This is a genomic window from Thermococcus sp. AM4 (assembly GCF_000151205.2).
Taxonomy (GTDB): Archaea; Methanobacteriota_B; Thermococci; order Thermococcales; family Thermococcaceae; genus Thermococcus.
The window spans coordinates 135157-160981 of record NC_016051.1 but is presented as its reverse complement, the minus strand read 5'-3'; the positions used below and the strand labels follow the sequence as shown (position 1 = coordinate 160981).

At 56.4% G+C, this 25825-nt stretch carries 28 protein-coding genes and 1 tRNA gene; 17 read left to right on the top strand and 12 right to left on the bottom strand.

All coding sequences use genetic code 11. The features are described from left to right. Positions 1 to 11 precede the first annotated feature (11 nt). The 3 genes from TAM4_RS00935 to TAM4_RS00925 are packed head-to-tail and all read left to right on the top strand — an operon-like array spanning position 12 to position 1925. Entirely contained in the window at positions 12 to 575 is a 564-nt protein-coding gene (locus TAM4_RS00935; RefSeq protein WP_014121358.1) for an archaemetzincin family Zn-dependent metalloprotease, read from the top strand. Beyond that, positions 572 to 1120 carry a class IV adenylate cyclase gene (cyaB, locus tag TAM4_RS00930; RefSeq protein WP_014121357.1) on the top strand — a complete coding sequence of 183 codons (549 nt, stop codon included), beginning with the start codon at positions 572 to 574 and terminating at the stop codon, positions 1118 to 1120. Before TAM4_RS00935 ends, cyaB begins: the two co-directional genes overlap by 4 nt. Next, positions 1080 to 1925: a hypothetical protein gene (locus TAM4_RS00925; protein ID WP_158306669.1), complete on the top strand. Its 846-nt coding sequence runs from the start codon at positions 1080 to 1082 to the stop codon at positions 1923 to 1925. The genes cyaB and TAM4_RS00925 overlap by 41 nt, the downstream gene beginning before the upstream one ends. Here TAM4_RS00925 and TAM4_RS00920 read toward each other — a convergent pair. Then, positions 1875 to 3344 carry a TrkH family potassium uptake protein gene (locus TAM4_RS00920; protein WP_014121356.1) on the bottom strand — a complete coding sequence of 490 codons (1470 nt, stop codon included), beginning with the start codon at positions 3342 to 3344 and terminating at the stop codon, positions 1875 to 1877. The two genes, TAM4_RS00925 and TAM4_RS00920, sit on opposite strands and share 51 nt — an antisense overlap. A 96-nt stretch (positions 3345 to 3440) precedes the next feature. On the opposite strand from TAM4_RS00920, the gene map reads away from it, so the two are divergent. Then, on the top strand, positions 3441 to 4328 hold the full coding sequence (gene map / locus TAM4_RS00915; protein ID WP_014121355.1) for a type II methionyl aminopeptidase: 888 nt from the start codon (positions 3441 to 3443) through the stop codon (positions 4326 to 4328). Between the two features lie 113 nt (positions 4329 to 4441). Here map and TAM4_RS00910 read toward each other — a convergent pair. Continuing rightward, positions 4442 to 4528, bottom strand: a tRNA-Ser gene (locus TAM4_RS00910). A 203-nt stretch (positions 4529 to 4731) separates the two neighbouring features. Here TAM4_RS00910 and TAM4_RS00905 point away from each other — a divergent pair. Next, positions 4732 to 4935 carry a 30S ribosomal protein S17e gene (locus TAM4_RS00905; RefSeq protein WP_014121354.1) on the top strand — a complete coding sequence of 68 codons (204 nt, stop codon included), beginning with the start codon at positions 4732 to 4734 and terminating at the stop codon, positions 4933 to 4935. Positions 4936 to 4978: 43 nt separating this feature from the next. Here the strand turns inward: TAM4_RS00905 and TAM4_RS00900 are convergent, their stop codons facing one another. Further along, positions 4979 to 5569 carry an ArsR family transcriptional regulator gene (locus TAM4_RS00900; protein WP_014121353.1) on the bottom strand — a complete coding sequence of 197 codons (591 nt, stop codon included), beginning with the start codon at positions 5567 to 5569 and terminating at the stop codon, positions 4979 to 4981. A 109-nt stretch (positions 5570 to 5678) separates the two neighbouring features. Here TAM4_RS00900 and TAM4_RS00895 point away from each other — a divergent pair, with 109 nt between their 5' ends. Then, positions 5679 to 5978 (top strand): DUF424 domain-containing protein, encoded by a 300-nt coding sequence (locus TAM4_RS00895; RefSeq protein WP_014121352.1) that lies wholly within the window; start codon positions 5679 to 5681, stop codon positions 5976 to 5978. A gap of 42 nt (positions 5979 to 6020) precedes the next feature. Then, the gene (locus TAM4_RS00890) at positions 6021 to 7184 is read left to right on the top strand and encodes a 60S ribosomal export protein NMD3 (protein ID WP_014121351.1); all 1164 of its coding nucleotides are present in this window, start codon (positions 6021 to 6023) and stop codon (positions 7182 to 7184) included. Here the strand turns inward: TAM4_RS00890 and TAM4_RS00885 are convergent. After that, on the bottom strand, positions 7175 to 8839 hold the full coding sequence (locus tag TAM4_RS00885; protein ID WP_014121350.1) for a radical SAM/SPASM domain-containing protein: 1665 nt from the start codon (positions 8837 to 8839) through the stop codon (positions 7175 to 7177). The genes TAM4_RS00890 and TAM4_RS00885 overlap by 10 nt on opposite strands. Positions 8840 to 8965: 126 nt before the next feature. Here TAM4_RS00885 and TAM4_RS00880 point away from each other — a divergent pair, with 126 nt between their 5' ends. Together TAM4_RS00880 and TAM4_RS00875 are read left to right on the top strand one after the other, a co-directional pair. After that, the gene (locus TAM4_RS00880) at positions 8966 to 9460 is read left to right on the top strand and encodes a GbsR/MarR family transcriptional regulator (protein WP_014121349.1); all 495 of its coding nucleotides are present in this window, start codon (positions 8966 to 8968) and stop codon (positions 9458 to 9460) included. A 55-nt stretch (positions 9461 to 9515) separates the two neighbouring features. Next, positions 9516 to 10232 (top strand): sulfite exporter TauE/SafE family protein, encoded by a 717-nt coding sequence (locus TAM4_RS00875; protein ID WP_048149585.1) that lies wholly within the window; start codon positions 9516 to 9518, stop codon positions 10230 to 10232. On the opposite strand, the gene tdt is transcribed toward TAM4_RS00875, so the two are convergent. The 8 genes from tdt to TAM4_RS00835 are packed head-to-tail and all read right to left on the bottom strand — an operon-like array spanning position 10201 to position 16774. Continuing rightward, positions 10201 to 11223 carry a tellurite-resistance/dicarboxylate transporter gene (gene tdt, locus TAM4_RS00870; RefSeq protein ID WP_014121347.1) on the bottom strand — a complete coding sequence of 341 codons (1023 nt, stop codon included), beginning with the start codon at positions 11221 to 11223 and terminating at the stop codon, positions 10201 to 10203. The two genes, TAM4_RS00875 and tdt, sit on opposite strands and share 32 nt — an antisense overlap. Positions 11224 to 11266: 43 nt before the next feature. Further along, on the bottom strand, positions 11267 to 11638 hold the full coding sequence (locus TAM4_RS00865; RefSeq protein ID WP_371136993.1) for a NifB/NifX family molybdenum-iron cluster-binding protein: 372 nt from the start codon (positions 11636 to 11638) through the stop codon (positions 11267 to 11269). 42 nt (positions 11639 to 11680) lie between these two features. After that, complete coding sequence (locus tag TAM4_RS00860) at positions 11681 to 12151, bottom strand: hydrogenase maturation protease (protein ID WP_014121345.1); 471 nt, start codon at positions 12149 to 12151, stop codon at positions 11681 to 11683. A gap of 26 nt (positions 12152 to 12177) precedes the next feature. Continuing rightward, positions 12178 to 12702, bottom strand: a complete 525-nt coding sequence (locus TAM4_RS00855; protein ID WP_014121344.1) for a 4Fe-4S dicluster domain-containing protein — start codon at positions 12700 to 12702, stop codon at positions 12178 to 12180. Continuing rightward, on the bottom strand, positions 12702 to 13754 hold the full coding sequence (locus tag TAM4_RS00850; RefSeq protein ID WP_014121343.1) for an FAD-dependent oxidoreductase: 1053 nt from the start codon (positions 13752 to 13754) through the stop codon (positions 12702 to 12704). Before TAM4_RS00850 ends, TAM4_RS00855 begins: the two co-directional genes overlap by 1 nt. Further along, positions 13751 to 14158, bottom strand: coding sequence for a 4Fe-4S dicluster domain-containing protein (locus TAM4_RS00845; RefSeq protein WP_014121342.1), 408 nt, complete (start codon positions 14156 to 14158; stop codon positions 13751 to 13753). Before TAM4_RS00845 ends, TAM4_RS00850 begins: the two co-directional genes overlap by 4 nt. Positions 14159 to 14192: 34 nt before the next feature. Next, complete coding sequence (gene cooS / locus TAM4_RS00840) at positions 14193 to 16163, bottom strand: anaerobic carbon-monoxide dehydrogenase catalytic subunit (protein ID WP_014121341.1); 1971 nt, start codon at positions 16161 to 16163, stop codon at positions 14193 to 14195. After that, positions 16160 to 16774: a 4Fe-4S dicluster domain-containing protein gene (locus TAM4_RS00835; RefSeq protein WP_083820392.1), complete on the bottom strand. Its 615-nt coding sequence runs from the start codon at positions 16772 to 16774 to the stop codon at positions 16160 to 16162. The genes cooS and TAM4_RS00835 overlap by 4 nt, the downstream gene beginning before the upstream one ends. A gap of 327 nt (positions 16775 to 17101) precedes the next feature. On the opposite strand from TAM4_RS00835, the gene TAM4_RS00830 reads away from it, so the two are divergent. From TAM4_RS00830 to TAM4_RS00795, 8 genes are all read left to right on the top strand, one after another. Continuing rightward, positions 17102 to 18007 carry an AAA family ATPase gene (locus TAM4_RS00830; RefSeq protein ID WP_014121339.1) on the top strand — a complete coding sequence of 302 codons (906 nt, stop codon included), beginning with the start codon at positions 17102 to 17104 and terminating at the stop codon, positions 18005 to 18007. Positions 18008 to 18084: 77 nt separating this feature from the next. After that, on the top strand, positions 18085 to 19254 hold the full coding sequence (locus tag TAM4_RS00825) for an iron ABC transporter substrate-binding protein (RefSeq protein WP_014121338.1): 1170 nt from the start codon (positions 18085 to 18087) through the stop codon (positions 19252 to 19254). Positions 19255 to 19265: 11 nt separating this feature from the next. Continuing rightward, positions 19266 to 20300, top strand: a complete 1035-nt coding sequence (locus TAM4_RS00820) for an iron ABC transporter permease (RefSeq protein WP_048150785.1) — start codon at positions 19266 to 19268, stop codon at positions 20298 to 20300. Beyond that, positions 20297 to 21037 (top strand): ABC transporter ATP-binding protein, encoded by a 741-nt coding sequence (locus TAM4_RS00815; RefSeq protein ID WP_014121336.1) that lies wholly within the window; start codon positions 20297 to 20299, stop codon positions 21035 to 21037. Before TAM4_RS00820 ends, TAM4_RS00815 begins: the two co-directional genes overlap by 4 nt. 54 nt (positions 21038 to 21091) lie before the next feature. Next, positions 21092 to 22447, top strand: coding sequence for an ADP-specific glucokinase (locus TAM4_RS00810; RefSeq protein ID WP_014121335.1), 1356 nt, complete (start codon positions 21092 to 21094; stop codon positions 22445 to 22447). 61 nt (positions 22448 to 22508) lie between these two features. Further along, positions 22509 to 23684: a mannosyl-3-phosphoglycerate synthase gene (mpgS, locus tag TAM4_RS00805; protein WP_014121334.1), complete on the top strand. Its 1176-nt coding sequence runs from the start codon at positions 22509 to 22511 to the stop codon at positions 23682 to 23684. Positions 23685 to 23687: 3 nt separating this feature from the next. Next, the gene (gene mpgP / locus TAM4_RS00800) at positions 23688 to 24431 is read left to right on the top strand and encodes a mannosyl-3-phosphoglycerate phosphatase (protein ID WP_014121333.1); all 744 of its coding nucleotides are present in this window, start codon (positions 23688 to 23690) and stop codon (positions 24429 to 24431) included. Next, a complete protein-coding gene (locus TAM4_RS00795; RefSeq protein ID WP_014121332.1) occupies positions 24428 to 25825 on the top strand; it encodes a mannose-1-phosphate guanylyltransferase/mannose-6-phosphate isomerase in 1398 nt (465 codons plus the stop codon). The genes mpgP and TAM4_RS00795 overlap by 4 nt, the downstream gene beginning before the upstream one ends.

Sequence of the window (25825 nt, the reverse complement as noted above, 5' to 3'; positions counted from 1 at the left end):
TGGGGAGGCGAATGATAGCGGTCGTTTCTATCGGTCCGGTTGAGGAATGGCTCATAGAGGGGATAATCGACTTCGTTGGCGATTACTACTCACGCTTTAACCTCAGGGCTGAGTTCTCGGGCAAGCTTCCCGGGGAGCCCTTCTCGGTTGCACTGGATCCCTCCAGGGGACAGTACCTCGGCAGGGTCTTTCTACCAACCCTTGCCACCCTGCGGCGGAAGCTGGGGGCCAAGGCCATACTCGGAGTTACGGACCTCGACCTCTACGAGGAAGGTCTGAACTTCATCTTCGGGCTCGCCAACCGCTCCCTCGGAAGCGCCGTAATCTCCACCCGGCGGTTGAGAAACGAGTTCTACGGCCTGCCTCCAGACAGGGATCTCCTCCTCGAGAGGGCGGTGAAGGAGGCGATGCACGAGCTGGGCCACGTCTTCGGCCTGGACCACTGTCCTGACCGGAGGTGCGTTATGCACTTCTCAAACTCAATCCACGACACTGACATCAAGGGTCCCCTCTACTGCCCGAGGTGCGAGGGAAAACTGGAGGAAAACCTGAAGAAAATGGGGGTGCTCCCATGATCGAAGTTGAGGTCAAGGGCTACGCTGACGATAGGGTCTTTGAGAGGGTTCGCGAGGAGTTCAGACTGATAAGGAAGGAGTACCACGAGGACACATACTATCAGCATCCGTGCAGGGACTTCTCAAAAACCGACGAGGCGCTGAGGATCAGGATAAGGCGTTTCAACGGCCACTTCGAGGCGTTTCTGACCTACAAGGGGCCGAAGCTCGACTCGGTCTCGAAGACGAGGGAGGAGATAGAGGTTCAGATAAGCGATCCCGACGGCCACGCCCGCATCTTGGAGGCGTTGGGCTTTACCGAGGTCCTAACGGTTGAGAAGGTTCGGGAGAAGTACTACGTCGAGAAGGGCATCACGATAACCCTCGACGAGGTTGAGGGCCTCGGAAAGTTCATAGAGGCGGAGGCTCTGACCGACGAGGCAGAGCGGGTTCCCGAGCTGGTGGAAAAGCTCACCTCGCTCCTCCGGAGTCTCGGGGTGAAGAGGTTCGAGAGGCGCTCCTACCTTGAGCTACTCCTCGGGAGAGCTGGGGATGAAGCCCCTTGAAAAGCTCCTCGGCCTCTCGAACGAAGGCTCCGATCTGGACAGACTCGAAAGGATAGAGGACATGCTGGATGCCGGTGAGGTGGAGCAGGCCATAAAGGAGCTCGAAAAGGTCCGTAAGGACGAGAACGTCTACGTTGGTGCCGAGATGATCATAAGGAGCCTTCCAAAGCTCGAACTCGAGCAAGGAGAAGTCGTTGGATACCTGAAGGCACTGATACCGATAGTCAACGGGCTCTCAAGCTGGAGGTACAGAGCGATCCTCATGGCGGACATAGCAATGGCCTTCTACCGGGCAGGAGACGACTTCAACGGGGATCTGGCACTGAAAACCGCGATAAACCTCGCCTACGCATCGGGGGAAGACGTGCTCGTTGAGATACTCAGAGAGCTAATAAGAAACGGCCTCCTGGAGAAAGGGGCCTACGCCTTCTCCCTCGTCAGGGACAGGAAGAGGATAGACTTCCTCCTCAGCCAGCTCGTTGAGTTCTTCTACCTCTCCGGCGACTACGAGAAGGCCAGAAAAGCCCTCAACGCGATCGAAGACCCGTTCCACAAGGCGGTTGCCCTGTACCGGCTGGCCCTCCACGAGGCTCCGAAGAACAGGCTCAAAGCCCTCGCGTTCCTTGAGGGGGCGATAGAGAACGCGGAGAGGATAGAGAACAGACACGCGAGGTTGGAGCTTCTGATAAAGCTGAACGATCTCAAGGCCGAGCTAACGGGAAAAGGGATAAGCCTCGTGGATATCCTAAGATCGTCACCTCCTCCTGAAGATGGCAGCAACGCTGACGAGGAACACGAGGATTGAGAATATCTCAAGCCTTCCGACCCACATTAGGAATATGAGGACGGTTTTAACGTCCGGAGGAAGGAGGGGCGAGGTTATGCCAACGCTCAGGCCAACGTTTCCCTGGGCGGAGGCAACCTCAAAGAACGCGTCCACGAGCGAGGCCTTCACCCGAATCATGACGTAAAGCGTGCCCATGAGCAGGAAGGCGAGGTAGGTCATCGTGAAGCTGGTAACCTCCTGGAGGTCCTCCACGGTAAAGACGTAGTTTCCGACCTTTCTCTTGATAACTGCACCCTTGGGAAGGAGGGACTGCTGAACAGTCCACTTCAGACTCTCGTACATTAGGGTGAAGCGGATGAGCTTGATTCCACCCGCCGTACTTCCGGCCCCACCGCCGATGACCATAAGGAGGGCGATGATGAACTTGGACAGCTCGGGGTACTTAGAGAGATCCGCTATGCCAAAACCGGTGCATGTTATCGCCGAAACTGCATGGAAGATCGCCTGCCTGAGGGATTCTGCAATGCTGTCGCCGTACTGTATCAGGCCGTAGGCTATGAGCGACACCGCCGGGATCAGGAAAATGAACATGTAGCGAACCTGGATATCGTCGAAGAAGGGCCCGAGCCTCTTCTCCTTGAAGACCTTGTAGTGGACGGTGAAGTTAACGGCACCGAGGATCATGAGGAAGATCGTGATGGCCTCTATGCTCATGCTGTGGAAGTAGCCGATGCTGGCGTCGTGGCTGCTCATTCCACCGGTGCCGAGGCCGGTCATCGAGTGCGTTATCGCGTCGAAGAGGTTCATGCCGTTGATGTAGTAGAGGTAAGCACCGACGAGGGTCAGGACGAAGTATATCTGGAAGATAACCTTCGCCGTGTTCGCGAGGTTCGGGAGGATTCTCTCGCTCCTCGCTTCCGCCTTGTAGAGCCTTGCCGCCGCAACCCCCGGGCGGATCAGAACCGTCAGGGCGACGAGGACAATGCCTATGCCACCAAGCCACTGCATCCACGCGCGCCAGAAGAGGAGAACCCTGGGATAGCTCTCAAGGTGGCTCATCATGGTCAAACCCGTTCCGGTCCATGCGCTCATGCTCTCGAAGTACGAGTCTATGAAGCTCATTCCGGCTATCTTCATGAAGGGCACGACGCTGACGAGGGAAGCAAAGAGCCAGATGAAGGCTGCCGATATCATGGCCTGCCTCAGGTTAACGTCCTCGATGCTCTCCTGATGCCTCGAAAGCCATGCCCCGAGGAGAATGCTCATGAAGCCGGGTATGGCGAAGTAGTAAACGTACCTGACCTCGGACGGATAGAACCAGATCAGCAGGACGGGGATCAAATATGCTATTCCAACGCCCTCAAGGATGGCCCCGATTAGATTCCTGACGACGAAGAGATCCTCGCCGAGATTAACGTACCTCTTGAATTCAAACATCCGCCCACCGGGATATAGAGGAAGGGCCGGAATAAAAGGTTTTCGAGATCAAAAGGTTTAAGGGTTAGGTCCTCCTAAGAGTGGCGGTGCTGAAAGATGGACGCCATGGAGGCTTTGCTGAAGGCTGGCGAAATAGCGAGAAAGGTCAAGGAAGAGGTCGTTGATCTGATCAAACCCGGAGCTAAGCTTTACGACATAGCGGAGTTCGTCGAGAGGCGCATAGTCGAACTCGGCGGGAAGCCCGCATTTCCCTGCAACCTCTCGCTCAACGAGGTGGCGGCGCACTACACCCCGTACAGGGGCGACGATACCGCCCTCAAGGAGGGAGACTACCTCAAGCTCGACCTCGGCGTTCACGTTGACGGCTACATAGCGGACACGGCAGTGACGTTCCGCGTCGGAATGGAGGAAGACGAGCTAATGGAAGCGGCGAGGGAAGCCCTTGAGAACGCCATAGCAACCGTCAGAGCAGGAGTCATGGTCAGGGACGTCGCGAAGGCCATCGAGGAAACGATACGCGGCAAGGGCTTCAACCCGATAGTCAATCTCAGCGGTCACAAGGTCGAGCGCTACAAGCTCCACGCTGGAGTCAGCATTCCGAACGTTTACAGGCAGGCGGACACGTACGTCCTCCAGGAAGGAGACGTCTTCGCGATAGAGCCCTTCGCGACGACCGGCGCGGGGCAGGTGATAGAGGTCCCGCCGGCGCTGATTTTCATGTACGTCCGCGACAGGCCGGTCAGGATGCTCCAGGCGAGAAGACTGCTCATGCACATCAAGCGCGAGTACAAAACGCTCCCCTTCGCGTACCGCTGGCTTCAGGGATTTCTGCCAGAGGGACAGCTCAAGATGGCACTGGCACAGCTTGACAAGGTCGGCGCGATATACAGCTACCCGATACTGCGCGAGGTCAGGGGAGGCACGGTGGCCCAGTTCGAGCACACGGTCATAGTCGAAAAGGACGGGGCTTACATAACGACGTGAACTCCCTTCTCTTTTGTTTGCTTGAAAATAGTCACGGTATCTCGAGTCCCGTGCTTCTATTGGGGATGTAAGAGAAGTGTGGGAAGGAACCCCCACGGGCTCGGCAGTTTGTTTGGCGCCGGGGCAGGGATTTGAACCCTGGTGGGCGGACGCCCACGGGATCTCGAGTCCCGCGCCTTCCCAGGCTAGGCTACCCCGGCGCTCACCAATGACGAGAAAAGGGAGGGAGTTTATAAATTTTTAGGCCCGGAACATGGTGAGTTTAGAGGCTGAAACGAGAACCCAAAAGGAATTGATGGATTTGAGAGAGGCTGAGAAAACGGCGCCTTTTCTTTCCGCGGGGAAAACTTTTAAAAAGATTCTCCGGATTGGGTTACGGCTTAGGCTAATCGAGGTGATGAGAATGGGGAACATAAAGCAGGCTTTCATCAAGAGAACCGCTCGCGAGCTCTTTGACAGGTATCCGGACAAGTTCACCAGGGACTTCGAGCACAACAAGAGGATGGTCCAGGAGCTCACCAACGTCACCAGCAAGACCATAAGGAACAGAATAGCGGGCTACATAACCAGGCTCGTCAGGATGAAGGAAGAGGGCAAGATCCTCTGATCTGGATCATGTGGTTTCTTTGCTTTTCAGCTTTTTCCGCTTCCTAAAAATCGTTGAGGTTCGCCGCGATTCTCTTCGGAAGCTTTGGACCAAGCTCGTGCATTATCTCCTCGAAGAGCCGCTCGTCTTCCTGAGCAACCCTTCTGAGGAGGTTCTCGATGTAGGTCTCGACCATGAGCCTGACCTCTTCGAGCTCCCTCTTGACTTCAAGCATCTCGTTGAGCCTCGCCTCAAGGCTGTCGAGGAACTCAACCAGCTCTTTCACCTTCTCTTCCGTTGGTTCCGTTGACTTTATCAGCCTCTGGGCCTCTGAATAAACGCTTGTCTTCCTGACTTCCTTGGGCTCGTACAGCTCGGTTCCGAAGATGTACGGGGTGAGCATCACCTCAAGCCGGAAGCCGCGCCTTATGGTGTAGTACTTCCTGGGCCTCCCCCGGGGGATTTTCTCGGTTCTCTCCTCTATGAGGCCGGCGCTCTTAAGTATCCGCAGATGCTCCAGCACCGCCTTCTGGCCGACACCAAGTTCCTGACTCAGCTCGCTGACGAAATAGGGCCTCTTGGTGAGAAGGATGAGTATCCTCCTTCTCGTCTCGTTTCCGAGGATATCGAGGAGCTTTCCCATCTCTGATTCCATCATCTCACCCCCAACCCACTTACTAACTTAATGTTAGAAAAAGTGCCTTTAAGTTTTTTGGTTGGCTCAGGTTTATAAGACGCACCGCACACTACAGCGGGGGATGGGGATGATATACGTTAAAATCTACCGCGTCCAGGGGGAGGTTCTCCTCGCGGCCTGCGACGAGGAGCTAATCGGGAAGACCTTCCGCGAGGGTGAGCTCAAGCTCGAGGTCAAGGAGCGCTTTTACAAGGGCGAACTCGTTGAGGAGGAGAAACTTGAGGAACTCCTTGAAGAGGCAACCATAGCTAACTTAACCGGGGAGCGCTGTGTCGCCAAGGCAATCGAGCTCGGCTACGTCGACCCGGAGAGGGTTCTCAGGATTGAAGGCGTTCCCCACGCGCAGATGGCGAAGCTCCTCTTCTGAGACTTTTTAAACCCTCAGCCCAACTCGAAACGGGTGAGAGAGATGAGGTTCTGCTACCGCTGTGGGATAAGCGAGGAGGAAGGCGGTCCGCTCATCGAGGGCCTCTGTCAGGTCTGCTACCGCAAGGAGAACCCGGTCCTGCTCACAGGGGAAGAGGTGAACACCGAGCTCTGCCAGAACTGCGGGAGCTACAAGAAGAGGGGAGTGTGGGTTGACCCAAAGAGCTACGAGCTTGAGGAGCTCATCTTCGAGGTCGCCGAAAATGCCCTTCTCGAGGAGCTTGAGGATTCCTTCAGCGAGAAAATCAGGGAGTACGAGGTCGTTTTGCCCGAGGAGCTGGAGGAGATAGAGGATTTGCCCGTCGGCAGGGCGGTGGTTTCCTTCGAGCCCCTGGACTTCCACATCGAGCACTTTCCGGCGATAATCGTCTACGAGGTTCGCGTTAAGGCCCGGACCCACGAGCTACAGAGGGAGCTCCACGATGAGCGGAAGCGCGTTACCGTCTACGTCCGCCAGACAGTCTGTCCCCGCTGTCAGAAGTTCCTCGGTGGTTACTTCGAGGCCATCCTTCAGGTCCGCGCCGAGGGGAGGCCCCTGAGCGAGGAGGAACGGAAGGCCATTGGAAAGCTCGTCGAGGAGAAGGTGGACGAGATAATGCGGAAGGACAGGATGGGCTTCATCCAGGACACCATAGAGAAGGAGGAAGGCCTCGACTTCTACATGGGCTCCACCAGTTCGGCGAGGAAGATAGCGCAGGCAATCCGCGAGAGGTTCGGGGGAACGATAAGCGAGGCCTATGAACTGGTGGGCCTCGACAGACAGACGAGCAGGGAAGTTTACAGGACGAGCGTGAGCGTGAGGATTCCGAAGTTCAGGAAGGGCGATATAGTGACCGACAGGAGGGGCAACGTCTACGAGGTCGAGCGCGTTGACGGCAAGGGCTTAACGCTCAAAAACCTCGAGAACTGGGAGAGCGAGCACCTTGACTGGAAGACCGCGAAGAGGGAGAAAGTTGACACCGTCGAGCACGAGGAGAGCGAGGCGATGGTTACGAGCGTTACTCCCGGTGAGGTTCAGCTGATGGACATGGAGAGCTACGAGACGTATGAACTCAACAGACCGCCCTTTGAGGTTGGCGAGGGAGAGGTTTACAGGATGGTCGAGGTGAAGGGAAGAAAATACTTCAGGAAACGGAATCAGGCGTGAACTTCCTGCTTTCCCCGGGTTCCAATCAGTTTTTCAGCAACGCGTTCAACGGCAAGATAGTAACTCGGCACGTAGAGGCTCGGCCCGCGGAGAACAACCGTTTCGTCCACCCAGTTGACCTCGGTGAGGGCCTTCGGCTTTCCGTGCTTAACGATCTCCTCCCAGAGGCGTCTGTTGATAACGCACCCGGGGTCATCGCCCGCAATGTCCAGCGTGTAGTGATACGCTCTTGCGCGACAGCCCCCGCAGATGTACTTGTAGGGACACCTCCCGCACTGGCCCTCCCAGCTATCCCTGTCGCGGAGGAGGTTGAATATCCTGCTGTTCTCCCATATCTCCTTGAACGGTCTGTGCCTGACGTTTCCGACGGGGAGCGGGAGGAAGACGCAGGGAACTACCGTTCCGTCGGGCTCGATTCCGGCGTAAATCCTGCCGGCACCGCAACCGCCTATGAACTCGGCGAGAGTCTTCACGGAGTTGTTTTCACCGATGTAGAAGTGCGCCGGCGTGACGCTCTTGCCCTGGCTCATGAGCAGGGTGACGCGCGCGTACTGTGGCGCGGTCGTCAGTATCTCGAGCTTCCGCTTCTTCATCTGGCGGTAAACTTCCTTCATAAACTCCTCGCGCTCCTCAGGTGAGAGGTCCACCTTAACCATGTCCTCGGCCCTTCCCGTCGGCACGAGGTTAAAGAAGATGACGCGCCTCACGCCTATGCTCTCAGCCAAGTCGAGTATGTCGTCTATCTCCTGGTAGGTCTCCTTGTCCATTATCGTGGCCATTCCATGGCTTATCCCGAGTTCGACCGCGTTCTCCAGGGCCTTTACCGCGTGTTCCCACGCCCCGGGAATCCCGCGGAACTTGTCGTGCTTCTCCGGCTTCGCCGAGTCAACGCTGACCTCGACGTACTTTATTCCAGCTTTGACGGCCTTTTCAAGCTCTTCCTTCTTCGCGAACGTCCAGCCGTTGGTTGCCACCGACGTGTGAATTCCCCTGCTCGACAGTTCTTTGACGATTCTGAGGAAATGCGGGTGTATCGTCGGCTCGCCCCCGCTTATTGCAACCGCCGCGACGCCGGCCTTGTCGAGCTGGTCAACGAGCATCAGCTTCTCCTCGAGGGATAGCTCGCTCGCGAGCGGTTTGTCGGCCCTCTGGTAGCAGTGCTGACAGCGGAAGTTGCACATGTTGGTGAAGTTCCAGACTATCAGGAACGGCCCGGCAAGGCGCTGGGGAACGGTGACGCCGTACTTCGCTATGCCCTCGAGGACGACCCAGATTCCGCGCCTTATGTGGGGGTCCCTCAGCAGGGCCTCCTTGACGGCCTCCTCATCGCCGTGGGCGAGCTTTATGCCGAGCTTGAGCAGGAGCTTTATCGTGTCCGCCTGGAAGCGGACCATCATCGGCGCGTTTATGCTCTCGCCCGCGTAGATGCTGAGGGCCCAGTAGAGAGCCGGGAGTTCTCGTCCGTTGATTTCGTACTTCCTCAGGGTCGGCCTTATCAGCGCCCTCGCTATCGGGTTTCCGAGTATGAGCTTGAAGGCCTTCAGCGCGGTGGTGAGCTGGTTCCCTTCGTTTTCTTCGGATTCAACCTCCCCGACATCGGTTGAAGGGTTCATAGCGTTTGGAAACGGCTCCTTTATCGCTTTCGGAGTCTTCATCTCCACCACCCCCGATTATGGGTTCGGCAAAATGCGTTTAAAGTTTTCGGAAATGTCAGAAATTTCTGACATAACAATAGCAAACTTATTAAGATTCCGCGCCCTATCCACCCCTTGGTGGGCTCTGTGGGGGATAAAGAGGCGTTCGTTCATCTCGTTGAGAAGCTCATGATACGCTGGGAGTACTCTCACGTTGAGGGGAGGATATACGCGTTGCTCCTCCTGAGCGGAGAACCCATGACGATATCTGAGCTCGTCGAGGAAACAGGTTTCAGCAGGTCGGCGGTGTCAACGGCCCTGAGCAGGCTTCAGAGGGACTACCTCGTTGAGGTTCAAAAGAAGGGGCGGACGAAGTACTTCACGGCGATTCCTGCCCTCTTCGAGAAGTTCCTTGAACAGCCAAAGATAATCCTTGAGAAGGAAGTAATGCCCCTTGAAGAAACCGTCAGGAAACTTCTCGAGGGAGAATCCTCGGAGGGAAGGCGTAAAAAGCTCGTTGAGCTCCTCGTGGAGTTAAGACTCCTCGAATACGCCCTCCTGAGGCTCATAGAGATTGAGGCCGAGGAGCTCAGGAAGACCTACCTCCGCGACGAACTCAAAGATGAAAAACCTTTTAAATGAGGCTCTTCTCATTTTCTTCGGGTGACCTAAAACGAACTACCCGGAGTTAGCGCTCATAGCCTTCATCCTGAGCGTCGTCTTTTCGATAGGCGGCGTGGGTTCTGCCATAGCCATAGTCCCAGTTATGGGCTGGCTGGGTGTGCCGTTAATGACGGCCAAGCCAACGGGTCTCTTCATCAACACCCTCTCGATGTTCTCCGCCACGCTGAAGAACATACGCCACGGAAAGCTCGATCACCGCTTTGGGCTCCCGATTTTGGTAGTTGCAACCCTGATGGCCCCTGTCGGAGCGTATTCCGGTAAGTTCATCCCCAAAGTATATGTTCTGTGGGTTTTTGTGGCGTTTCTCATCTACTCCGGGACGATGATGATATTCTTCAGGCCAAAGGAGCGAGAAGGAAAGGGCAACCACATCGTTGAGGGCTCGCTCATCGGTGGAATCGCGGGCTTCCTCGGCGGTCTCCTCGGCGTCGGCGGAGGCGGGATAATCAGCCCGGCCCTAATCCTCCTCGGCTACGAGCCGAAGAAAGTCGCCAGCACTACCGCTTTAATAGTGTTCTTCTCCTCGCTGAGCGGTTTTCTGACCTACTGGAAGCTCGGGACCCTTGACTGGGAGTTGCTACTCTGGGTTTCGCTTCCTGCTATAGCTGGTGGCTGGCTGGGAACCCACCTGATGCACTTCAAGATGAGCTCGGCGCAGGTAAAAAAGGTAATAGGAGTTATAATGTACGTCATAGCCCTCAAGACGCTCCTCGTCGCGCTGGGCCTCTGAAGACGAAGTTCCTGAGCGTTAAGGCTCCGGTAGCCAGCCACATCGCCAGCAGGAGCCAGTAGAGGGCGAAGCCGAAGTCTCCTATGGCCCCTATCCCGAAGGTCGCCCCGACCTTGAAGGTCGCACTCACATAGGCTCCAAGTGGGAAGATAAAGGCCCACCACGCGAGACTGTAGGGCAGGTTGAGCTTCCTGATGTAGTGGAGCGTTAGTATTACCGCCATGACGAACCACCAGACGCCGAAGCCCCAGAAGATTAACCCGAACGCCAGGAACGGCTCCTTTATCTTTAGGAAGTCGCTGGCCTTCACGAGAGAATATAGCGTGCTCGTCCCGGCCCCTATCGGTCCGAGGTTAATCCAGATTGACGGAGCTATCCCGCAGGGCATCGGCTCGTGCTTTATGAAGCGGTAGAGGACTATCGCGAAGAGGGCCAGGTAGAGGAAGAAGCCCGCGCCCCAGGCGAAGTAGTTGATGAAGGCCATCAGCTCCTTTACCGTTCCCGGGGAGAGTGCCATGAGCTTCGCCCCGCTGATGGGGATTACTATGAGCCCGACCGGGGGAATGAACCAGGCGGGCGTTATGTTCTTGGTGTCAATTCCGTCTCCTGTGAATACGATGTAGGGAATCAGAAAGGCGAAGAGCAGGACGAAGGGCACTCCAAAGAGCCAGAAGGCCCAGGCGAGCCTTTCATTCCCGAAGATGAACAGCCAGTCGGCCGAGAGGACGAGCGAGGCGACGCCTATCGTGCCGTAGAAGTTGCCGAGGACAGGGTGGTAGAGGTCTTTCATAGCTTCCTCGCGGTACTTTACCCACCTCAGCGTCCATGGAATCAGGAGGACGAAGAACAGGAGCGTGTTGAGGTAGACGAGGAACTCCGCGAAACCGTTTAACGCCGAAAGCCTCGATGAGTAGACTTTGCTGACTAAAGCCAGCGCTCCGGTTCCCATCACGCTCGCAAACCAGCTCGGGGCGAAGTCCTTAACTCCCATGCGACCACCAAAGAAGTGAAGAAAAGTTCATTTAAAAATTTTATCATGTTTTGTGCTCCCGGACTATGCGCTCTCCCCAGTTGGGATCGGTCGCAATCGTTCCTTGAAGGAACTCCTTGACCACGTCCACCGCCCTTCCACGCACCCCCGCAACCACACGAATGCCGAGGGCCTCGAAGTGGGCAATCGCCTTCCTCCCTATCCCGTAGGCGAGGACAACGTCGGCACCTTTCTCCCTGAGGAGTGCCGGGAGATCGCCGGGTTCGTGGGTCTCGGGCAGTTCAACGAGCTCAGCGCCGCTCAACTTGCTCCCGCTCACCATGAATATCGCAACGTACCTCGCCCGTCCAAAGTGCTCCGAAACCTTTGATTCAAAGCCCGGTTCTTCAAGGGGGACCGCGATCCTCAAGGTCACCACCAGAATTAATGAAACACTGTTCACCTATAAAAATATCGCTTAGTCAAAGAGCTCGTGGAGGGAGATCGAAAGGGCCCGCACGCAGGTTTTCACGGGCTCCGTTACCTCTTTTTCACTGCCGGGCTGGCAGCCGAGGATCAGTATTCTCGTCTCAGGTAAGAGCTCGCTCACATGCCTCAGGGTGACCTCAAGCTGCGGTCTGAACTCCTCAGGAACGTCTTCAATGGCCTCCCAGGGCCCGGCAACGACGAGCTTTCCTGGTTCCTCACCGAGCTCGAGGGGGACTGCGATGATAAGAAGCTCAGGGGCGAATCTAACCGTGACCCCGGCCTGGCTCTCCGGGACCTCCCTGCAGTTGAGGACGAGGAAGTTCGGGTTTCTAATGGCTATCATAAGGGCCTCGGCAAGGTAGGCCCCAAAGCCGTAGTCGCCCCGCTTTTCGTTTCCTATCCCCCACAGGACTACTCTCCTTGCATTTCCGATAACGTCACTCAGCCCTATCCTTTTCATTTTCACCCCACCGAAACAAAAAGGTGTCAGAGAACGGAGTAGCCGGAGGTAACGCTCCTCTTCAGCTCCTCGTCGCTTAGCTCGCGCTGGTGCTCCGGAATGTTCTTGGCGCGCCTCTCCTTAACGAGTTCGAGAACCATCTCAAGCGGGCCGTACTGAATCGCCTCTGCCGGGCACATAAGGGCGCAGGCCGGCTCGAGTCCCTCCTCGCGTCTGTCGGCGCACATGTCGCACTTGGTTATCGCCTTCACCTTGAGGCTGTAGAAGGGGACGCCGTAGGGGCAGACCTGCAGGCAGGCTAGACAACCGATGCACTTCTCCTCGTGGATTCTAACTGCACCGTCCTCGTCGCGGTATATCGCGTGGGTTGGGCAGACCCTGAGACAGGGGGCATCGTCGCAGTGCTTGCAGTTTATCGGGACGTACTGCTTGTTCTCGGTCACGTAAATCCTGATGTTGGGATTGCCATCGTGAATGAATGCACAGACGGTTTCGCAGGTCTCACATCCGATGCAGGTGAGGTAGTCGAGGTAGAGGTACTTTCGCTCCATCAGAGCTCCCCCCTGAGCCATTTGTCTATTGAAACCGCCGCGTACAGGCCGTCCTTTATGGCCCTGCCGACCTTCGTCGGGCCGTTGACGACGTCACCGGCCGCGAAGATTCCCTCGGCGCTCGTCATGTGCCTCGAATCCACAACTATCCTTCCCCTCCTGTCTGTTGCTATGTAACCCCCGTTCACCGGTGGAGTTGAAACCATTCCTATGGCAAAGACGAGGTAGTCGAGCTCGACCTGAAACTCGGAGCCGGGAATGGGAATGGGTCTCCTCCTTCCGGTTTCGTCCGGTTCACCGAGCCTCGTCCTCAGGAGCTCGATGGCTTTAACCCTGCCGTTCTCACCTATAACGCGCTTCGGTGTTACGAGCTCGAACCATTTAACTCCCCTGTTTCTCAAAATGTTTATCTCGTAGGCTCCCGCCGGAGCTTCCCTTATCGTCCTGCGGTAGAATATCTCAACCTCGGCTCCGAGGCGGTTGCACTCAAAGGCAACATCGACCGCGGTCAGTCCGGCTCCTATGATGCCAACCTTCTTGCCTTTTAAATCAGGAACCTTTTCCTTTGGTACGTAACCCAGCTCGTGCCCCTTTATCCAGAAGAGCAGCTCGAGCGGTGAGAGTATGCCCTCGAGGTCGTCTCCGGGAATTCCTATCCTTCTAACGTTCCATATTCCCGTCGCTATGAGTACCGCGTCGTACTTTTCCTTCAGCTCGCTCAGCTTGACAATCCTCTCGTAGAACTCGTCGCCCTCGTCCTGTCTCTCACCCTCCATGACCTTCGTTTTTGGATAGTATGTTACCTCAAACTCCTCCTCAAGTTCTTTAGCTCCGAGGCGAACCCTCTCAACCGGAATCCTGAACTCCGGGATAACGAAGAGCATGAGCCCGCCGGGTTCCGGCATTTTATCGTAGATATCAACGTCATGGCCCTTACAGACAAGGTAACCGGCGGCCGTCAATCCCGCGGGGCCGGCCCCGATTATCGCCACCCGTTTGCCGGTTTTCTCCGGTTTGCTCCTGCAGAGAAACGAAAACTTCATGCCCCTCATTTGAGCATCCCTCCGAAGAACTTCAGGTACTCACTCGGGAACTCCTTAACGCGCTCATGCTTGCACCTGTCGCACATGAAAACTATCTCCGGATGCTCGTAGAACCTCTCCAGCTTGCGGTAAAGGAACTCCGCGGTCTTGACCGTGTAGTCGAGCTTTTTACCGCAGACCTGACAATGGGCGTATTCAAATTCAAGGTCAATTCTCATGGGCTTTCCTTTGATTGCCTGAGTGGGGCAGATGCTGTTGCACTCGTAGTTGCACTCTTTGCAGAGTTCTGGGTGGAAGGAAACGACCCGTTTATCATTATCCATAACGAATATCGCGTTGTGTGGACACACCTGAGCGCAGAGTCCACAGCCGATGCAGGCGTCGGCTTTAACCCCCTCGAATTCCTCCCCCATGGTATCACCTCAAAAAGAGTGAAGAAAGGAGAAATCAAATTCCAAGCTCTTTCCTCTTCTTCATGATGTGCTCGTACATCAGCTTTGCCGCCTTGTACGGGTCTGGCTCCACTATGAAGGCCGCTCCAACGATGTCGTAGAGGTCCTGTGTGAGAATCTTCACGACCTTGGGCCCGCCGAGAACCGGCGGAACGACGCCAAGGTGAGTTGTTATTCCGCTGGCGACGAAGTAGGTTCCTATTGAGACCGCCTTCTCGGTCATTGCCTCGGGGGCCGAACCAACGACCGGCAGTGCCGAGATGGGCACATTGAGGTCCCTCGCTATGAGGTCGGCCAAGACAAGCATTCTCGTACAGTCAACGCACGATCCCATGTTGAGCGCCGGTGGAATGCCCCACTCCTTGGCGAACTCCCTCAGGCCCGGACCGACGTTCTCTGTGTCTGCGTACTCGGGCAGGAAGATGCCGTACTTCATCGCCGCGGTGGCCCAGCAGCCCGTTCCAATGAGGAGGACGTCCCTCTTCATGAGCTCGTTGGCTATCTTTATGTGGTTGTGGTCCTGCTTCACCTTCGGGTTGTTACAGCCGACGAGGCCGGCGACGCCCTTTATCTTGCCCTCGACGATGGCTTCCTCGATGGGCTTGAGGGAGCCTCCAAAGTGCTCGAGTATGGCCTCGACGCTGAAGCCGACGTAGCCCGACATCTTTTCCTTCGGTATCTCGACCCTCTGCTTCGACCTGTTCGGGAAGTTCTCGACTGCAGTCTTGACGATTTCCTTCGCTATCTCGTCGGCCCTCCTCTCGTCGAACTTGATGTGAATTGCCCCTGGGAAAGTCGCTATCGGGCTCGTGTCTATTATCTTGGTGTGGAAGCACCTCGCGACGTCGACCGTTGCGGGCATTATACACTGCACGTCAACGACCATGGCCTCGACGGCACCTGTAACGATGGCCATCTCCTGCTGGAGGAAGTTGCCCGCTATCGGAATTCCGTGCCTCATGAGGACCTCAAGGCCGGTACAGCACATTCCGACGACGTTTATGCCCTTGGCTCCAAGCTTCTGGGCGAGCTCTATCAGCTCGGGGTCCTGGGCCGCCTCGACTATCTTCTCCGAGAGGACCGGCTCGTGGCCGTGGACGACTATGTTGACGTAGTCCTCTTTCAGGACGCCGAGGTTGGCCTCGGCCTTTATAACCTTCGGTGTGCCGAAGAGGACGTCCTGGAGTTCAGTTGCTATGAGCGAGCCACCCCAGGCGTCGCCGAGGGCCGTCTTGAGTCCGTGGAGGAGTATGCTAACCGGGTCGTGGTCGGTTCCGATGTGTGTCCTGTGGAGGCTCTCGACTATCTCCCTGTCTATGCTCCTCGGGAGAATACCGCTTTCAAACCACGGCATCCCGGCCTTTTCAGCGGCCTTCTCGAATATCTCGTAGGTCTTCGGGTTGAGGTAAGCCTTGAGGAAGGCCAAGGGCTCCTCATCCTGCTTTCCGAAGTCGTTGAGGGCCACCTCCGCGACTTCCTTGGCGAGCTCCCTTATGCTCTTGCCCTCGGTCTCGATTCCGAGCCTCTTCGCAACCGCCTTGAGCTTCTCAGGGTCTCTGACCTGATAAGGCAGGGTGTTCGAGGCCATGTTGTCGAGCTCAAGGACGGGCTTTCCTTCCTTCTTGAACTTCTCGGCCATCTCGGCCGCGACGAGAAGGGTTAAAGCCACGTGCCTCCCGTGGTCACTGTGGGCGGCCGCACCGGCGGCAATCATCCTGAGGAGGTTCCTGGCAACGATCGTGTCTGCATCGGCACCACAGACACCCCTCTTGGGCTCACCGCCGAAGGGATTGATCCTGCACGGACCCATTAGACAGTTCCTACAGCAGATTCCAAGCAGGCCGTAACCGCACTGGGGCTGCTGTTTTTCGAGCCTCTCCCAGACGGTCTCGATGCCCAGCTCCTGGGCGCGTTCATACATCTTCTGGGTGGTGGGGTCTATCGATACTTCCTTATACTTCTTCATTTCGACTCCCCCTCATTAATCCGAATAACCTCGGCCTGAAAAGACCTAAACAGGTCCCAACCGTTGTATTCCTCCCCGTATTCGCCCTCTTTCAGCTTGATTATCTTCTCGGCGGTCTCCTTCCTGACCTTTGAGACCACCTCGTCTATGGTTCCGAACATAAGTGCGCCGGTCTTACAGGCCTCAACACAGGCTGGGGGCCTTCCTTCGGCTCTTCTGTCGGGGCACATGTCGCACTTGAACATCACGCCGTTGAGGGCGTCGAACTCCGGGATACCGAAGGGACAGACTATCGCACACATCTTGCAACCGATGCACTTGTCCACATCGACGAGAACGGCACCATCTTCGTCCTTGAAAATCGCCCCGGTGGGACAGACCTCCATACAGGGTGCCTTTTCGCAGTGGCGGCAGTTCATTGGGACGTTGTAGGCCCCCATCGGGAGGATGTGTATTCTCGGCTTTGGCAGCGGGTCCTCGAAGATCGCTGAGAAGAGGTTCTTGCTCTGTGAGTGCTCCACTGCACAGGCTATTTCACAGTGCCGGCAGCCAATGCACTTCGCTGGGTTTATGAAGATAGTAGGCTTTGAATCGGGTGGCATAGGGATCACCGGAACATATGTAACAGGTTTATATATAAATGGGTTTCCGTTTCAGGTAAAAACCGGGATAATAAAGAACAGAATGTAACATAATCTGCACATTTTATTTAGTACTGTCCCCTCTCCTTGACTGACCAAGCAGTCAGAGGTCAAATTATCCAAAAGTGTGAAACCCAAGGTTACACACCAATGCATGAAAAAAATCATCGGTACATAAATGAACATTGAAGGTCAGATACGTTCCTTCCACTCCACGAAAATGGGTAATCCTCAGGTTTTATATCCAAACCTAAAAGCATTTATACGCGGGCTTTCCAAAATCCTCCGGTGTTGCTCATGGGGAAACCCCTCAAATCGGTTGAAGACGAAAGACGAAAAAAGCTATTCCAGATAGCCGAAGAGTTGCGAGAACGAACCAAAAAACAGGCCCCGGAGGAGGGGTTCAGGGTCGTGATAACGGGGAAAGGTGGAGTCGGGAAGACCACCATGACCGCCCTCCTCGCAAGATTGCTCGCACGCGACGGCTACCGCGTTTTGGCTGTTGATGAGGACCCCCAGATGAACCTCGCGCATGCCCTCGGTGTCCCCAAGGAGATCAGGGACAAGATAGTCCCCCTCAACAAGAACCTCGATTACATCGAGGAGAAAACTGGAGCGAGGCCCGGGACCAACTGGGGACTGTACTTCTCGCTGACCCCCGATGTGAGGGACGTGGTTGACAGGTTCGGCGTCGTCGGACCGGATGGCGTCATGCTCCTCGTCATGGGAAGCGTTGTTCAGGCGGCCGCCGGCTGTCTCTGCCCTGAAAATGCCCTCCTCGACGCGGTCGTCAAGTACATAAACCTCAGGAAGGGCGAGATCATCCTGATGGATACACAGGCCGGACTGGAGCACTTTGGAAGGGCCCTCGCCAAGGGCTTCAAGCAGGCGGTTGTCCTCACAGAGCCGACTTACAACTCCGTCCAGGTGGCGGTTGATGCGGCTAAGCTGGCGAGGCAGCTCGGCATTAAGCACGTCCACCTCGTGATAAACAAGGTGAAGAAGGAGAGCCAGATCGAGAAGGTCGAGAGGATACTCGACGAGCTTGGATTCAACGATTTCACGACGAAAACGATAATCCCGTACGATGAGCTTGTCGAGGAATACGACCCCGAAATCGAGGCCATACTTGGAAACCCGGACTCCCCGACTTACAGAAAGGCCCTCGAGCTGAAGGAGATCCTCCTGAGGTACGCCGACTGAACTTTTCTCTTTGTTTGCTACCCCACTGGCCAAAAATGGTTTAAAGGGTAACACTAAATTCAATATTGGTGATACAGATGAGGAAAGCTCTGGCATTCCTCGTGATCCTGCTGGTCGTTTCGGTTGCCGGATGCATAGGGACATCAACATCGAATTACACAACTTCCTCAATCAGCTCCTCTTCAACGATGACGAGCTCAAGCACGGGCCAGGGCTACATCACCGTCACCGACATGCTCGGAAGAACCGTGAAGGTTCCGACAAACGTTAGCAAGGTCGTTGCCGTTGGGCCGGGAGCTTTGAGAATCCTCGTTTACCTCAACGCTACCAAAGACGTCGTCGGAATCGAGGAGTTCGAGAAGCGCTTCCCCTACGGGAGGCCATACATACTGGCCCACCCCGAGCTTCTCAAACTGCCGGTCATCGGCCCCGGTGGTCCCGGAAAGCTTCCGGACATGGAGGCCCTGATTAAGGTCCACCCACAGGTCATCTTCATGGTATTCGTGAGCAGGCAGACCGCCGATGAGGTTCAGGAAAAGACGGGAATCCCCGTCGTGGTCCTCAGTTACGGAACGCTGAAGAACTTCACAGACCCGGTCTTCTTCAAGTCGCTCCTCCTGGCCGGAAAAATCCTCGGAAAGGAGAAGAGGGCCGAGGAAGTCATAAAGTTCATCGAGGAGCAGCAGAGCTACCTTGAGAACCTCACGAAGGGCCTGAAGAGTCCGAGGGTTTACGTCGGTGGAATAGGCTTCAAGGGCGCCCACGGGATAACGAGCACCTTCACCGACTACGCGCCCTTCACTGTTCTCCATCTCGACAACGTCGCCTCGAACCTGAGGGGTAAAAACGGCTGGGTGCAGGTGGACAAGGAGTTTCTGCTGAAGGAGAACCCGGACTACATCTTCATCGACGAGGGTGGTTTGAAGATAATCCTCGAGGACTACAGGAGCAATCCCGACTTCTACAACTCGCTCAAGGCCGTGGAGGAGGGTCACGTCTACGGAGTCCTGCCCTACAACTTCTACAACACCAACATCGGAATTGCCATAGCTGACGCCTACTACATCGGAAAGGTTATCTACCCGGAGCGCTTCAAGAATATAGACCCCGTTAAGAAGGCCAACGAAATATTCACGTTCCTCGTCGGGAAGCCGGTTTACGGCGAGCTCGCGGAGGAATTCGGCGGGTTCGGAAAGATAGACCTCGCCAGCGGGAACGTCACCTACGGCCTGCCGACCAACCCGTGATGCCTATGGTCATGGACTACAGGGCGTACCTGAGGCGAAAGCTCCTCATAGGCCTCGCCCTTTTCCTTTCCCTGTTAGCGGTCTCTTTGTTCTCCCTCTCGAGCGGACCCTACCACGTTCCGGTTAGGGAAGTCCTCGCGGTTCTCCTCGGCGGTGGAACCAAGGACGACCGCCTCGTAATCCTCGGCATAAGGCTCCCGAGAATCGTCGCCGGAATCCTCGTAGGGGCTTCGATGGGAGTTGCCGGAGCGGTTCTTCAGGGCTACCTGAGAAATCCCCTCGCCACGCCATTCACTATGGGGGTCTCGAACGGCGCCATGTTCGGCGCCTCTTTGGCCATAATCCTCGGTGCCGGCTACTCCCTCAACTCGGGGCAGGTTTTCCTCAACAACCCCTACGCCGTCGTTCTCTTCGCGTTCCTCGGGGCGATAAGCGCTACCCTCGTCATTCTCGCTCTGGCGAGGCTCCGCGGTCTGAGTCCGGAGGCGATAGTTTTGGCCGGAGTCGCTATGAGCTCCCTCTACGTTGCTCTAACTACCCTCGTCCAGTACTTCGCCAACGAACTCCAGCTCTCGGCGATGGTCTACTGGAGCTTCGGAAACCTCGCGAGGGCAACGTGGCGGGAGAACGCCATAATGGCCGTCGCGTTCGCCTTCGTTTTCGCCTACTTCCTCGTCAAGCGGTGGGATTTGAACGCTTCAACGCTGGGCGATGAGATAGCCAAGAGCGTTGGAGTCAACATCGAGAGGGAGAGACTAATCGGGACACTGCTTTCGGCCTTCATAACCTCCGTAACGGTGGCCTTCGTTGGTGTCATAGGTTTCATCGGTCTAATCGCCCCCCACTCGATGCGCCTAATTGCTGGAGGCGACTACCGCTCGCTCATTCCCCTCTCGGCGTTAGCAGGGGCACTGCTCCTCGTTTCGGCTGACACAGTCGCGAGGCTTATAGTTTCGCCCATGAACCTTCCCGTTGGCGTCATAACATCGTTCCTCGGCGCGCCGACGTTCATATACCTCCTTGTGAAGATGGAGGGCCGGCGATGATTGAGGCGAAAGGCATAAGCTTCTCCTACGGCGAGCGGGAGGTCCTGAGGGGGATAAGCCTGGAAGTCGGCGAGGGTGAGTTCGTGGCAATCCTCGGCCCGAACGGAGCTGGAAAGAGTACCTTTCTCAGATGTCTCGCAGGAATCCTGAAGTGCGACGGTGTCTTCGTCAGGGGCAGACCGATTAACGACTACCCTCCGAGGGAGCTCTCGAGGGTTCTCGCCTACGTCCCGCAGAGGGTCGAGCCAGGGTTTTTGACGGTCTTCGACACCGTCCTCCTCGGCAGGAGACCTTACATGGGGCTGACGCCGTCGGAGAGGGATTTGAAGGTCGTTGAAGAAGCCCTAAAGAGGCTCGGCATTGAGAAGTTAGCCCTCAAGAGGACGAACGAGATAAGCGGTGGAGAGCTTCAAAAGGTCAGCATAGCGAGGGCCCTGGCTCAGGAACCGGAAGTCTTGCTGATGGACGAGCCGACCAACAACCTCGACCTCAAGAGCCAGCTTGAGGTGATGAGGCTCGCAAGGGAATTGGCGAAGGAAGGGAAGGCGGTCGTAACGGTCATGCACGACGTGAACCTTGCCCTGCGCTTCGCGAAGAGGTTCGTCTTCATGAAGGACGGGAGAAAAATAGCGGACGGTAACTTTGAAGTCCTGAGCGAGGAGCTCTTTGAGGAAGTCTACGGCGTTAAGGTGGAGATAGGGGAGGTAAGGGGAGTTCCGGTTGTGGTTCCTCTGTAGGCTGAAACGAAACCCTTATTAGTTTTCAGCACTTTTCACTCTCGGTGATACATAATGTGGGACGGGCTTTACGCTTCTGCCTTCGAGAGGGTTAGGGCTAAGGTAGGCAACGTTAAGGGCGTTCTCCTGGCCTACAACACCAACATCGACGCCATCAAATACCTTGAGAGGGGCGACCTCGAGGCGAGGATTGAAAGGGCCGGAAAAGAGGAGGTCCTTCGCTACTCCGAGGAGTTGCCCGAGAAGATAACGAGCGTTCCTCAGCTGCTCGGCTCAATCCTCTGGAGCGTCAGGAGGGGCAAGGCGGCTGAGCTGTTCGTTGAGAGCTGTCCCGTCCGCTTCTACATGAGGCGCTGGGGATGGGACGAGCTCAGGATGGGCGGTCAGGTCGGCATAATGGCCAACCTCCTCGGCGGAGTTTACGGGATTCCTGTTGTGGCGCACGTTCCCCAGCTCTCGAAGCTCCAGGCGGGCCTCTTCAAGGACGGGCCGATTTACGTGCCGAAGGTCGAAAACGATGGGCTCAGGCTCGTCCATCCGAGGGACTTCGGTGGCGACGAGGAGAGCTGTCTCCACTACATCTACGAGTTTCCCAGGGGCTTTAAGGTTCTCGACTTCGAGGCTCCGAGGGAGAACCGCTTTATTGGAGCGGCCGACGACTACAACACGAACCTCTTCATCCGCGACGAGTTCAGGGAGCGCTTTGACGAGATTGCATCCGGCGTCAGCCTCGCGATAATCAGCGGGCTTCAGGCTCTGACCAAGGACAACTATCGCGAGCCCTTCGAGGTGATACGGGAGCACCTGAAGGTCCTCAACGAGAAAGGCATTCCCGCTCACCTTGAGTTCGCCTTTACACCGGACGAGACGGTTAGGAAGGCCATCCTCGACCTGCTTCCCGCTTTCTGGAGCGTCGGCCTCAACGAGGTCGAGCTGGCCTCGATAATGGAAGTGATGGGCGAGAGGAATTTGGCGGAAAAGCTCCTCGCGAACGACCCCGTTGACCCGATAGCTGTTACCGAGGCGATGCTCAAGTTAGCTGAGCTTGGCGTTAGGAGGATTCACTTCCACACCTACGGTTACTACCTCGCGCTGACCGCTTACAGGGGCGAGTTCGTCCGCGATGCTCTGCTCTTCGCGGCTTTAGCGGCGGCCGCGAAGGCCAAGCTCGGTGACGTTCCCTCGATAGACGAGATAGTCAGGGCCATGGACGTGCCCGTGAACGGGAGGGCAAAACCTGTCGAGGAAGCCCTCGCCAGTGAGTACGGTATGAGAAACGGCATAGCTGAGGTCAACGGTTACCAGCTCGCCTTCGTTCCGACAAAGATAGTGGTCAAGCCGAAGTCAACGGTCGGTATAGGCGACACAATATCGAGCTCGGCCTTCGTCGGGGAGTTCGCCCTCCGCTGAGGGCAAGCTTTTAATTTTCCCCGCCGTATTTTTCATTTGAAAGGATTTTGGAGGTGATGCTTTGCTACTTGAGGCGCCGGTTTATAAGGAGCTCTTCGGGGCTGTTGAAATCTACGAGGTTCAGAAGGTCATAAAGCTGGACAGCGAGACGAGGGACGTTGGAACCTTCACCGTCAGAAACGTTCCGAGGGAGGACATCTACCGAATCCTCGAGGACATAGCGATAGTCGTCCCGATGAAGGACGAGAAGCTCCAGCTCGTCGACGGCGTGCTCAAAGCGATTCCGCACCAGTGCCCGATAATAATCGTCTCGAACAGCAAGAGGGAGGGGCCGAACCTCTTCAAGCAGGAGGTGGATTTGGTAAAGCACTTCTACAACCTCACGCGCTCGCGGATAATCATGGTTCACCAGAAGGACCCGGGCCTGGCCGAGGCCTTCAAAAGGACGGGCTACACCGAGATACTCGACGGCGACTCGGTGAGGAGCGGTAAGGGGGAGGGCATGCTAATCGGCCTGCTCCTCGCGAAGGCGATTGGGGCAAAATACGTCGGCTTCGTTGATGCCGACAACTACATCCCCGGCTCCGTGAACGAGTACGTCAAGGACTACGCCGCTGGTTTTCTCATGAGCGAGAGCGACTACACGATGGTCAGGCTGAGCTGGCGCCACAAGCCCAAGGTGACGACGAAGGGGCTCTACTTCAAGAAGTGGGGGCGCGTAAGCGAGATAACCAACCGCTACATGAACGCCCTCTTTGGGGTTGCCACCAACTTCGAGACCAACATCATAGCGACCGCCAACGCCGGCGAGCACGCGATGAGCATAAAGCTCGCCGAGATAATGCCCTTTGCAACGGGCTACGCCATAGAGCCCTACGAGCTGGTCTACCTCTTCGAGACCTTCGGAAGGTGGGGCAGGGGCAGGGAAGAGGTCTACGACCAGGGCGTCGAGGTCTTCCAGATTGAAACGCTGAACCCGCACCTCCACGAGGACAAGGGCAAGGAGCACGTGAGGTCGATGTTGCTGAGTTCCCTCGGCACGATATACCACTCCGAGCTCGCCACGGAGGAGCTCAGGGAAAAGGTGCTCCACGAGCTCAGGATTCACGGTTTACTCGGTGAGAACGAGGAGCCTCCGAAGCCCAGGGTGATGCCACCGGTTGAGGGAATAGACGTGAACGAGTGGATGAGAACGCTTGAGGACGAGGCCGAGACGCTCCTCGAGTTCGAGGTGTGAGCGTTGATTAGGGTCATTTTCCTCGACCTTGATGGAACCCTCCTGGGAAGCGATTACTCGCCCGAGAGAACCCGCCCGTTCATTGAGGAACTCCTGGGGCGGGGCTACGAGGTCGTCGTGAACACCTCAAAGACCCGCTACGAGGTCGAGTACTACTTGAAGGCCTGGAACCTTGAGAAGCCCTTCGTGGTTGAAAACGGGAGCGCGGTATACGTTCCCGCCGGTTACTTCCCCTCCCCGGTCGTCGGCGAGTTCGGGGTGAGACGCGGAAAGTACCGCGTGATTGAGCTCGGGAGGCCCTATTCGGAGATAAAGCGCGCGCTCGACGAACTGCCCCCTGAGTACGGGCTCAAGTACTACGGCAACTCAACCCTCGACGAGGTTAGGGCCTTCACGGGCCTGCCCGAGGAGCTTGCAGAGCTCGCGATGAAGCGCGAATACAGCGAGACGATATTCAGGTGGACGAAAGATGGGTTCGAGGAGGAGCTTGAAAAGATTGGATTTAGAGTAAGCAGGGGGACGAGGTTCCTGAACGTCACCGGCAACACCGACAAGGGCAAAGGGGCCAGGGCCCTCCTCGAACTCTACTCCCTCCTCGACGAGGTTGAGAGCTACGCGCTCGGGGACGGCGAGAACGACTTTCCCCTGTTTGAGGTCGTTGATAACGCTTTCATAGTTGGGAACCTCTCCCACCCAAAGGCTAAGCATATAAGCTCGATTGAAGAACTCCTGGGGGTGATACCGTGAAAACCGTAATCCTTGCGGGAGGAAAGGGAACGAGGCTGTGGCCCCTGAGCAGGGAGCTGATGCCGAAGCAGTTCGTTCGCTTCCTCGACGATAGGAGCCTCTTCCAGAAGACCGTTGAAAGGGCACTTCTCTTCTCAAAGCCGAGCGAGATATTCATTGTAACAAACAGAAACTACCGCTTCCGCGTTCTGGACGACTTAAGGGAGCTGGGCGTTGAAATCCCCGAGGACAACATACTCCTTGAACCGAGCGCCAAGAACACCCTACCTGCTATCCTCTGGGCGACGCTCAGGATAGAGGAGGAGTTCGGGAACTCGGTCGTTGCAGTCCTGCCCAGCGACCACCTCATAGAGGTCAACGAGGCCTACGAGAGGGCCTTCGAGAACGCTGAGAAGTTAGCTAGTGACCACCTCGTCACCTTCGGAATCAAGCCGACCAGACCGCACACGGGCTACGGCTACATAAAGCCGGGCGAGAAGATTGAAGAGGACGGAAGGATAATCGGCTACACCGTTGCGGAGTTCAAGGAGAAGCCCGACCTCGAGACGGCAAAGCGCTACGTCGAGAGTGGCTACTACTGGAACAGCGGAATGTTTGCCTTCTCAAGCTCGCTCTTCATCGAGGAGGTTCAGAAGCACGCCCCCGACGTCTGGGAGGCCTTTGAGGAGAGCGGCGACGTTGAAGAAGCCTACAACCGCGTCCCGGAGATAAGCATAGACTACGGCGTCATGGAGAAGACCGACAAAGCGGCCGTCGTTCCCCTCAACACGAAGTGGAGCGACCTCGGAAGCTTCGACGCCATCTACGAGGTCCTTGAGAAGGACTCCGACGGGAACGCGGTTCGGATTCGCGGAAAGAGGGGCTACCACATAGGTGTGAACTCACGGAACAACCTCATAATGACAGAAAGGCTTACCGCGACGGTCGGCGTTGAAGACCTGATAATCATAGACACCGGCGACGCCCTGCTCGTGGCGAAGAAGGGCGAGAGCCAGCGCGTTAAGGAGGTCTACAAGGCACTTAAGGAGCTCGGCGACGAGCGCGTCATCGTCCACAGAACCGCTTACAGGCCCTGGGGAAGCTACACAGTGCTTGAAGAGGGCGACCGCTACAAGATAAAGCGCCTGACCGTTCTGCCGGGCAAGAAGCTCTCCCTCCAGATGCACTACCACAGGAGCGAGCACTGGGTAGTTGTTAGAGGAACCGCCAAGGTCATCGTCGGAGACCGGGAGATACTCCTCCGGCCCGGGGAGAGCACGTTCATTCCCGCTGGCGTTAAGCACCGCCTTGAGAACCCCGGAAAGGTCGTTCTGGAGGTCATAGAGACTCAGATTGGCGAATACCTTGGTGAGGACGATATTGTAAGGTTTGACGACGAGTTTGGGAGGGTTTGA

Coding starts and splice junctions, on each gene's coding strand:
- tdt (WP_014121347.1), bottom strand. CDS start 11,223: ATGGGAGTTAAGGACTTCGCCCCGAGCTGGTTTGCGAGCGTGATGGGA.
- TAM4_RS00825 (WP_014121338.1), top strand. CDS start 18,085: ATGAGGAAAGCTCTGGCATTCCTCGTGATCCTGCTGGTCGTTTCGGTT.
- TAM4_RS00855 (WP_014121344.1), bottom strand. CDS start 12,702: ATGGAGCGAAAGTACCTCTACCTCGACTACCTCACCTGCATCGGATGT.
- cyaB (WP_014121357.1), top strand. CDS start 572: ATGATCGAAGTTGAGGTCAAGGGCTACGCTGACGATAGGGTCTTTGAG.
- TAM4_RS00830 (WP_014121339.1), top strand. CDS start 17,102: ATGGGGAAACCCCTCAAATCGGTTGAAGACGAAAGACGAAAAAAGCTA.
- TAM4_RS00920 (WP_014121356.1), bottom strand. CDS start 3,344: ATGTTTGAATTCAAGAGGTACGTTAATCTCGGCGAGGATCTCTTCGTC.
- TAM4_RS00895 (WP_014121352.1), top strand. CDS start 5,679: ATGATATACGTTAAAATCTACCGCGTCCAGGGGGAGGTTCTCCTCGCG.
- cooS (WP_014121341.1), bottom strand. CDS start 16,163: ATGAAGAAGTATAAGGAAGTATCGATAGACCCCACCACCCAGAAGATG.
- TAM4_RS00935 (WP_014121358.1), top strand. CDS start 12: ATGATAGCGGTCGTTTCTATCGGTCCGGTTGAGGAATGGCTCATAGAG.
- TAM4_RS00900 (WP_014121353.1), bottom strand. CDS start 5,569: ATGGAATCAGAGATGGGAAAGCTCCTCGATATCCTCGGAAACGAGACG.
- TAM4_RS00890 (WP_014121351.1), top strand. CDS start 6,021: ATGAGGTTCTGCTACCGCTGTGGGATAAGCGAGGAGGAAGGCGGTCCG.
- TAM4_RS00820 (WP_048150785.1), top strand. CDS start 19,266: ATGGACTACAGGGCGTACCTGAGGCGAAAGCTCCTCATAGGCCTCGCC.
- TAM4_RS00815 (WP_014121336.1), top strand. CDS start 20,297: ATGATTGAGGCGAAAGGCATAAGCTTCTCCTACGGCGAGCGGGAGGTC.
- TAM4_RS00885 (WP_014121350.1), bottom strand. CDS start 8,839: ATGAAGACTCCGAAAGCGATAAAGGAGCCGTTTCCAAACGCTATGAAC.
- TAM4_RS00845 (WP_014121342.1), bottom strand. CDS start 14,158: ATGGGGGAGGAATTCGAGGGGGTTAAAGCCGACGCCTGCATCGGCTGT.
- map (WP_014121355.1), top strand. CDS start 3,441: ATGGACGCCATGGAGGCTTTGCTGAAGGCTGGCGAAATAGCGAGAAAG.
- TAM4_RS00860 (WP_014121345.1), bottom strand. CDS start 12,151: ATGAAAAGGATAGGGCTGAGTGACGTTATCGGAAATGCAAGGAGAGTA.
- TAM4_RS00905 (WP_014121354.1), top strand. CDS start 4,732: ATGGGGAACATAAAGCAGGCTTTCATCAAGAGAACCGCTCGCGAGCTC.
- TAM4_RS00850 (WP_014121343.1), bottom strand. CDS start 13,754: ATGAGGGGCATGAAGTTTTCGTTTCTCTGCAGGAGCAAACCGGAGAAA.
- TAM4_RS00810 (WP_014121335.1), top strand. CDS start 21,092: ATGTGGGACGGGCTTTACGCTTCTGCCTTCGAGAGGGTTAGGGCTAAG.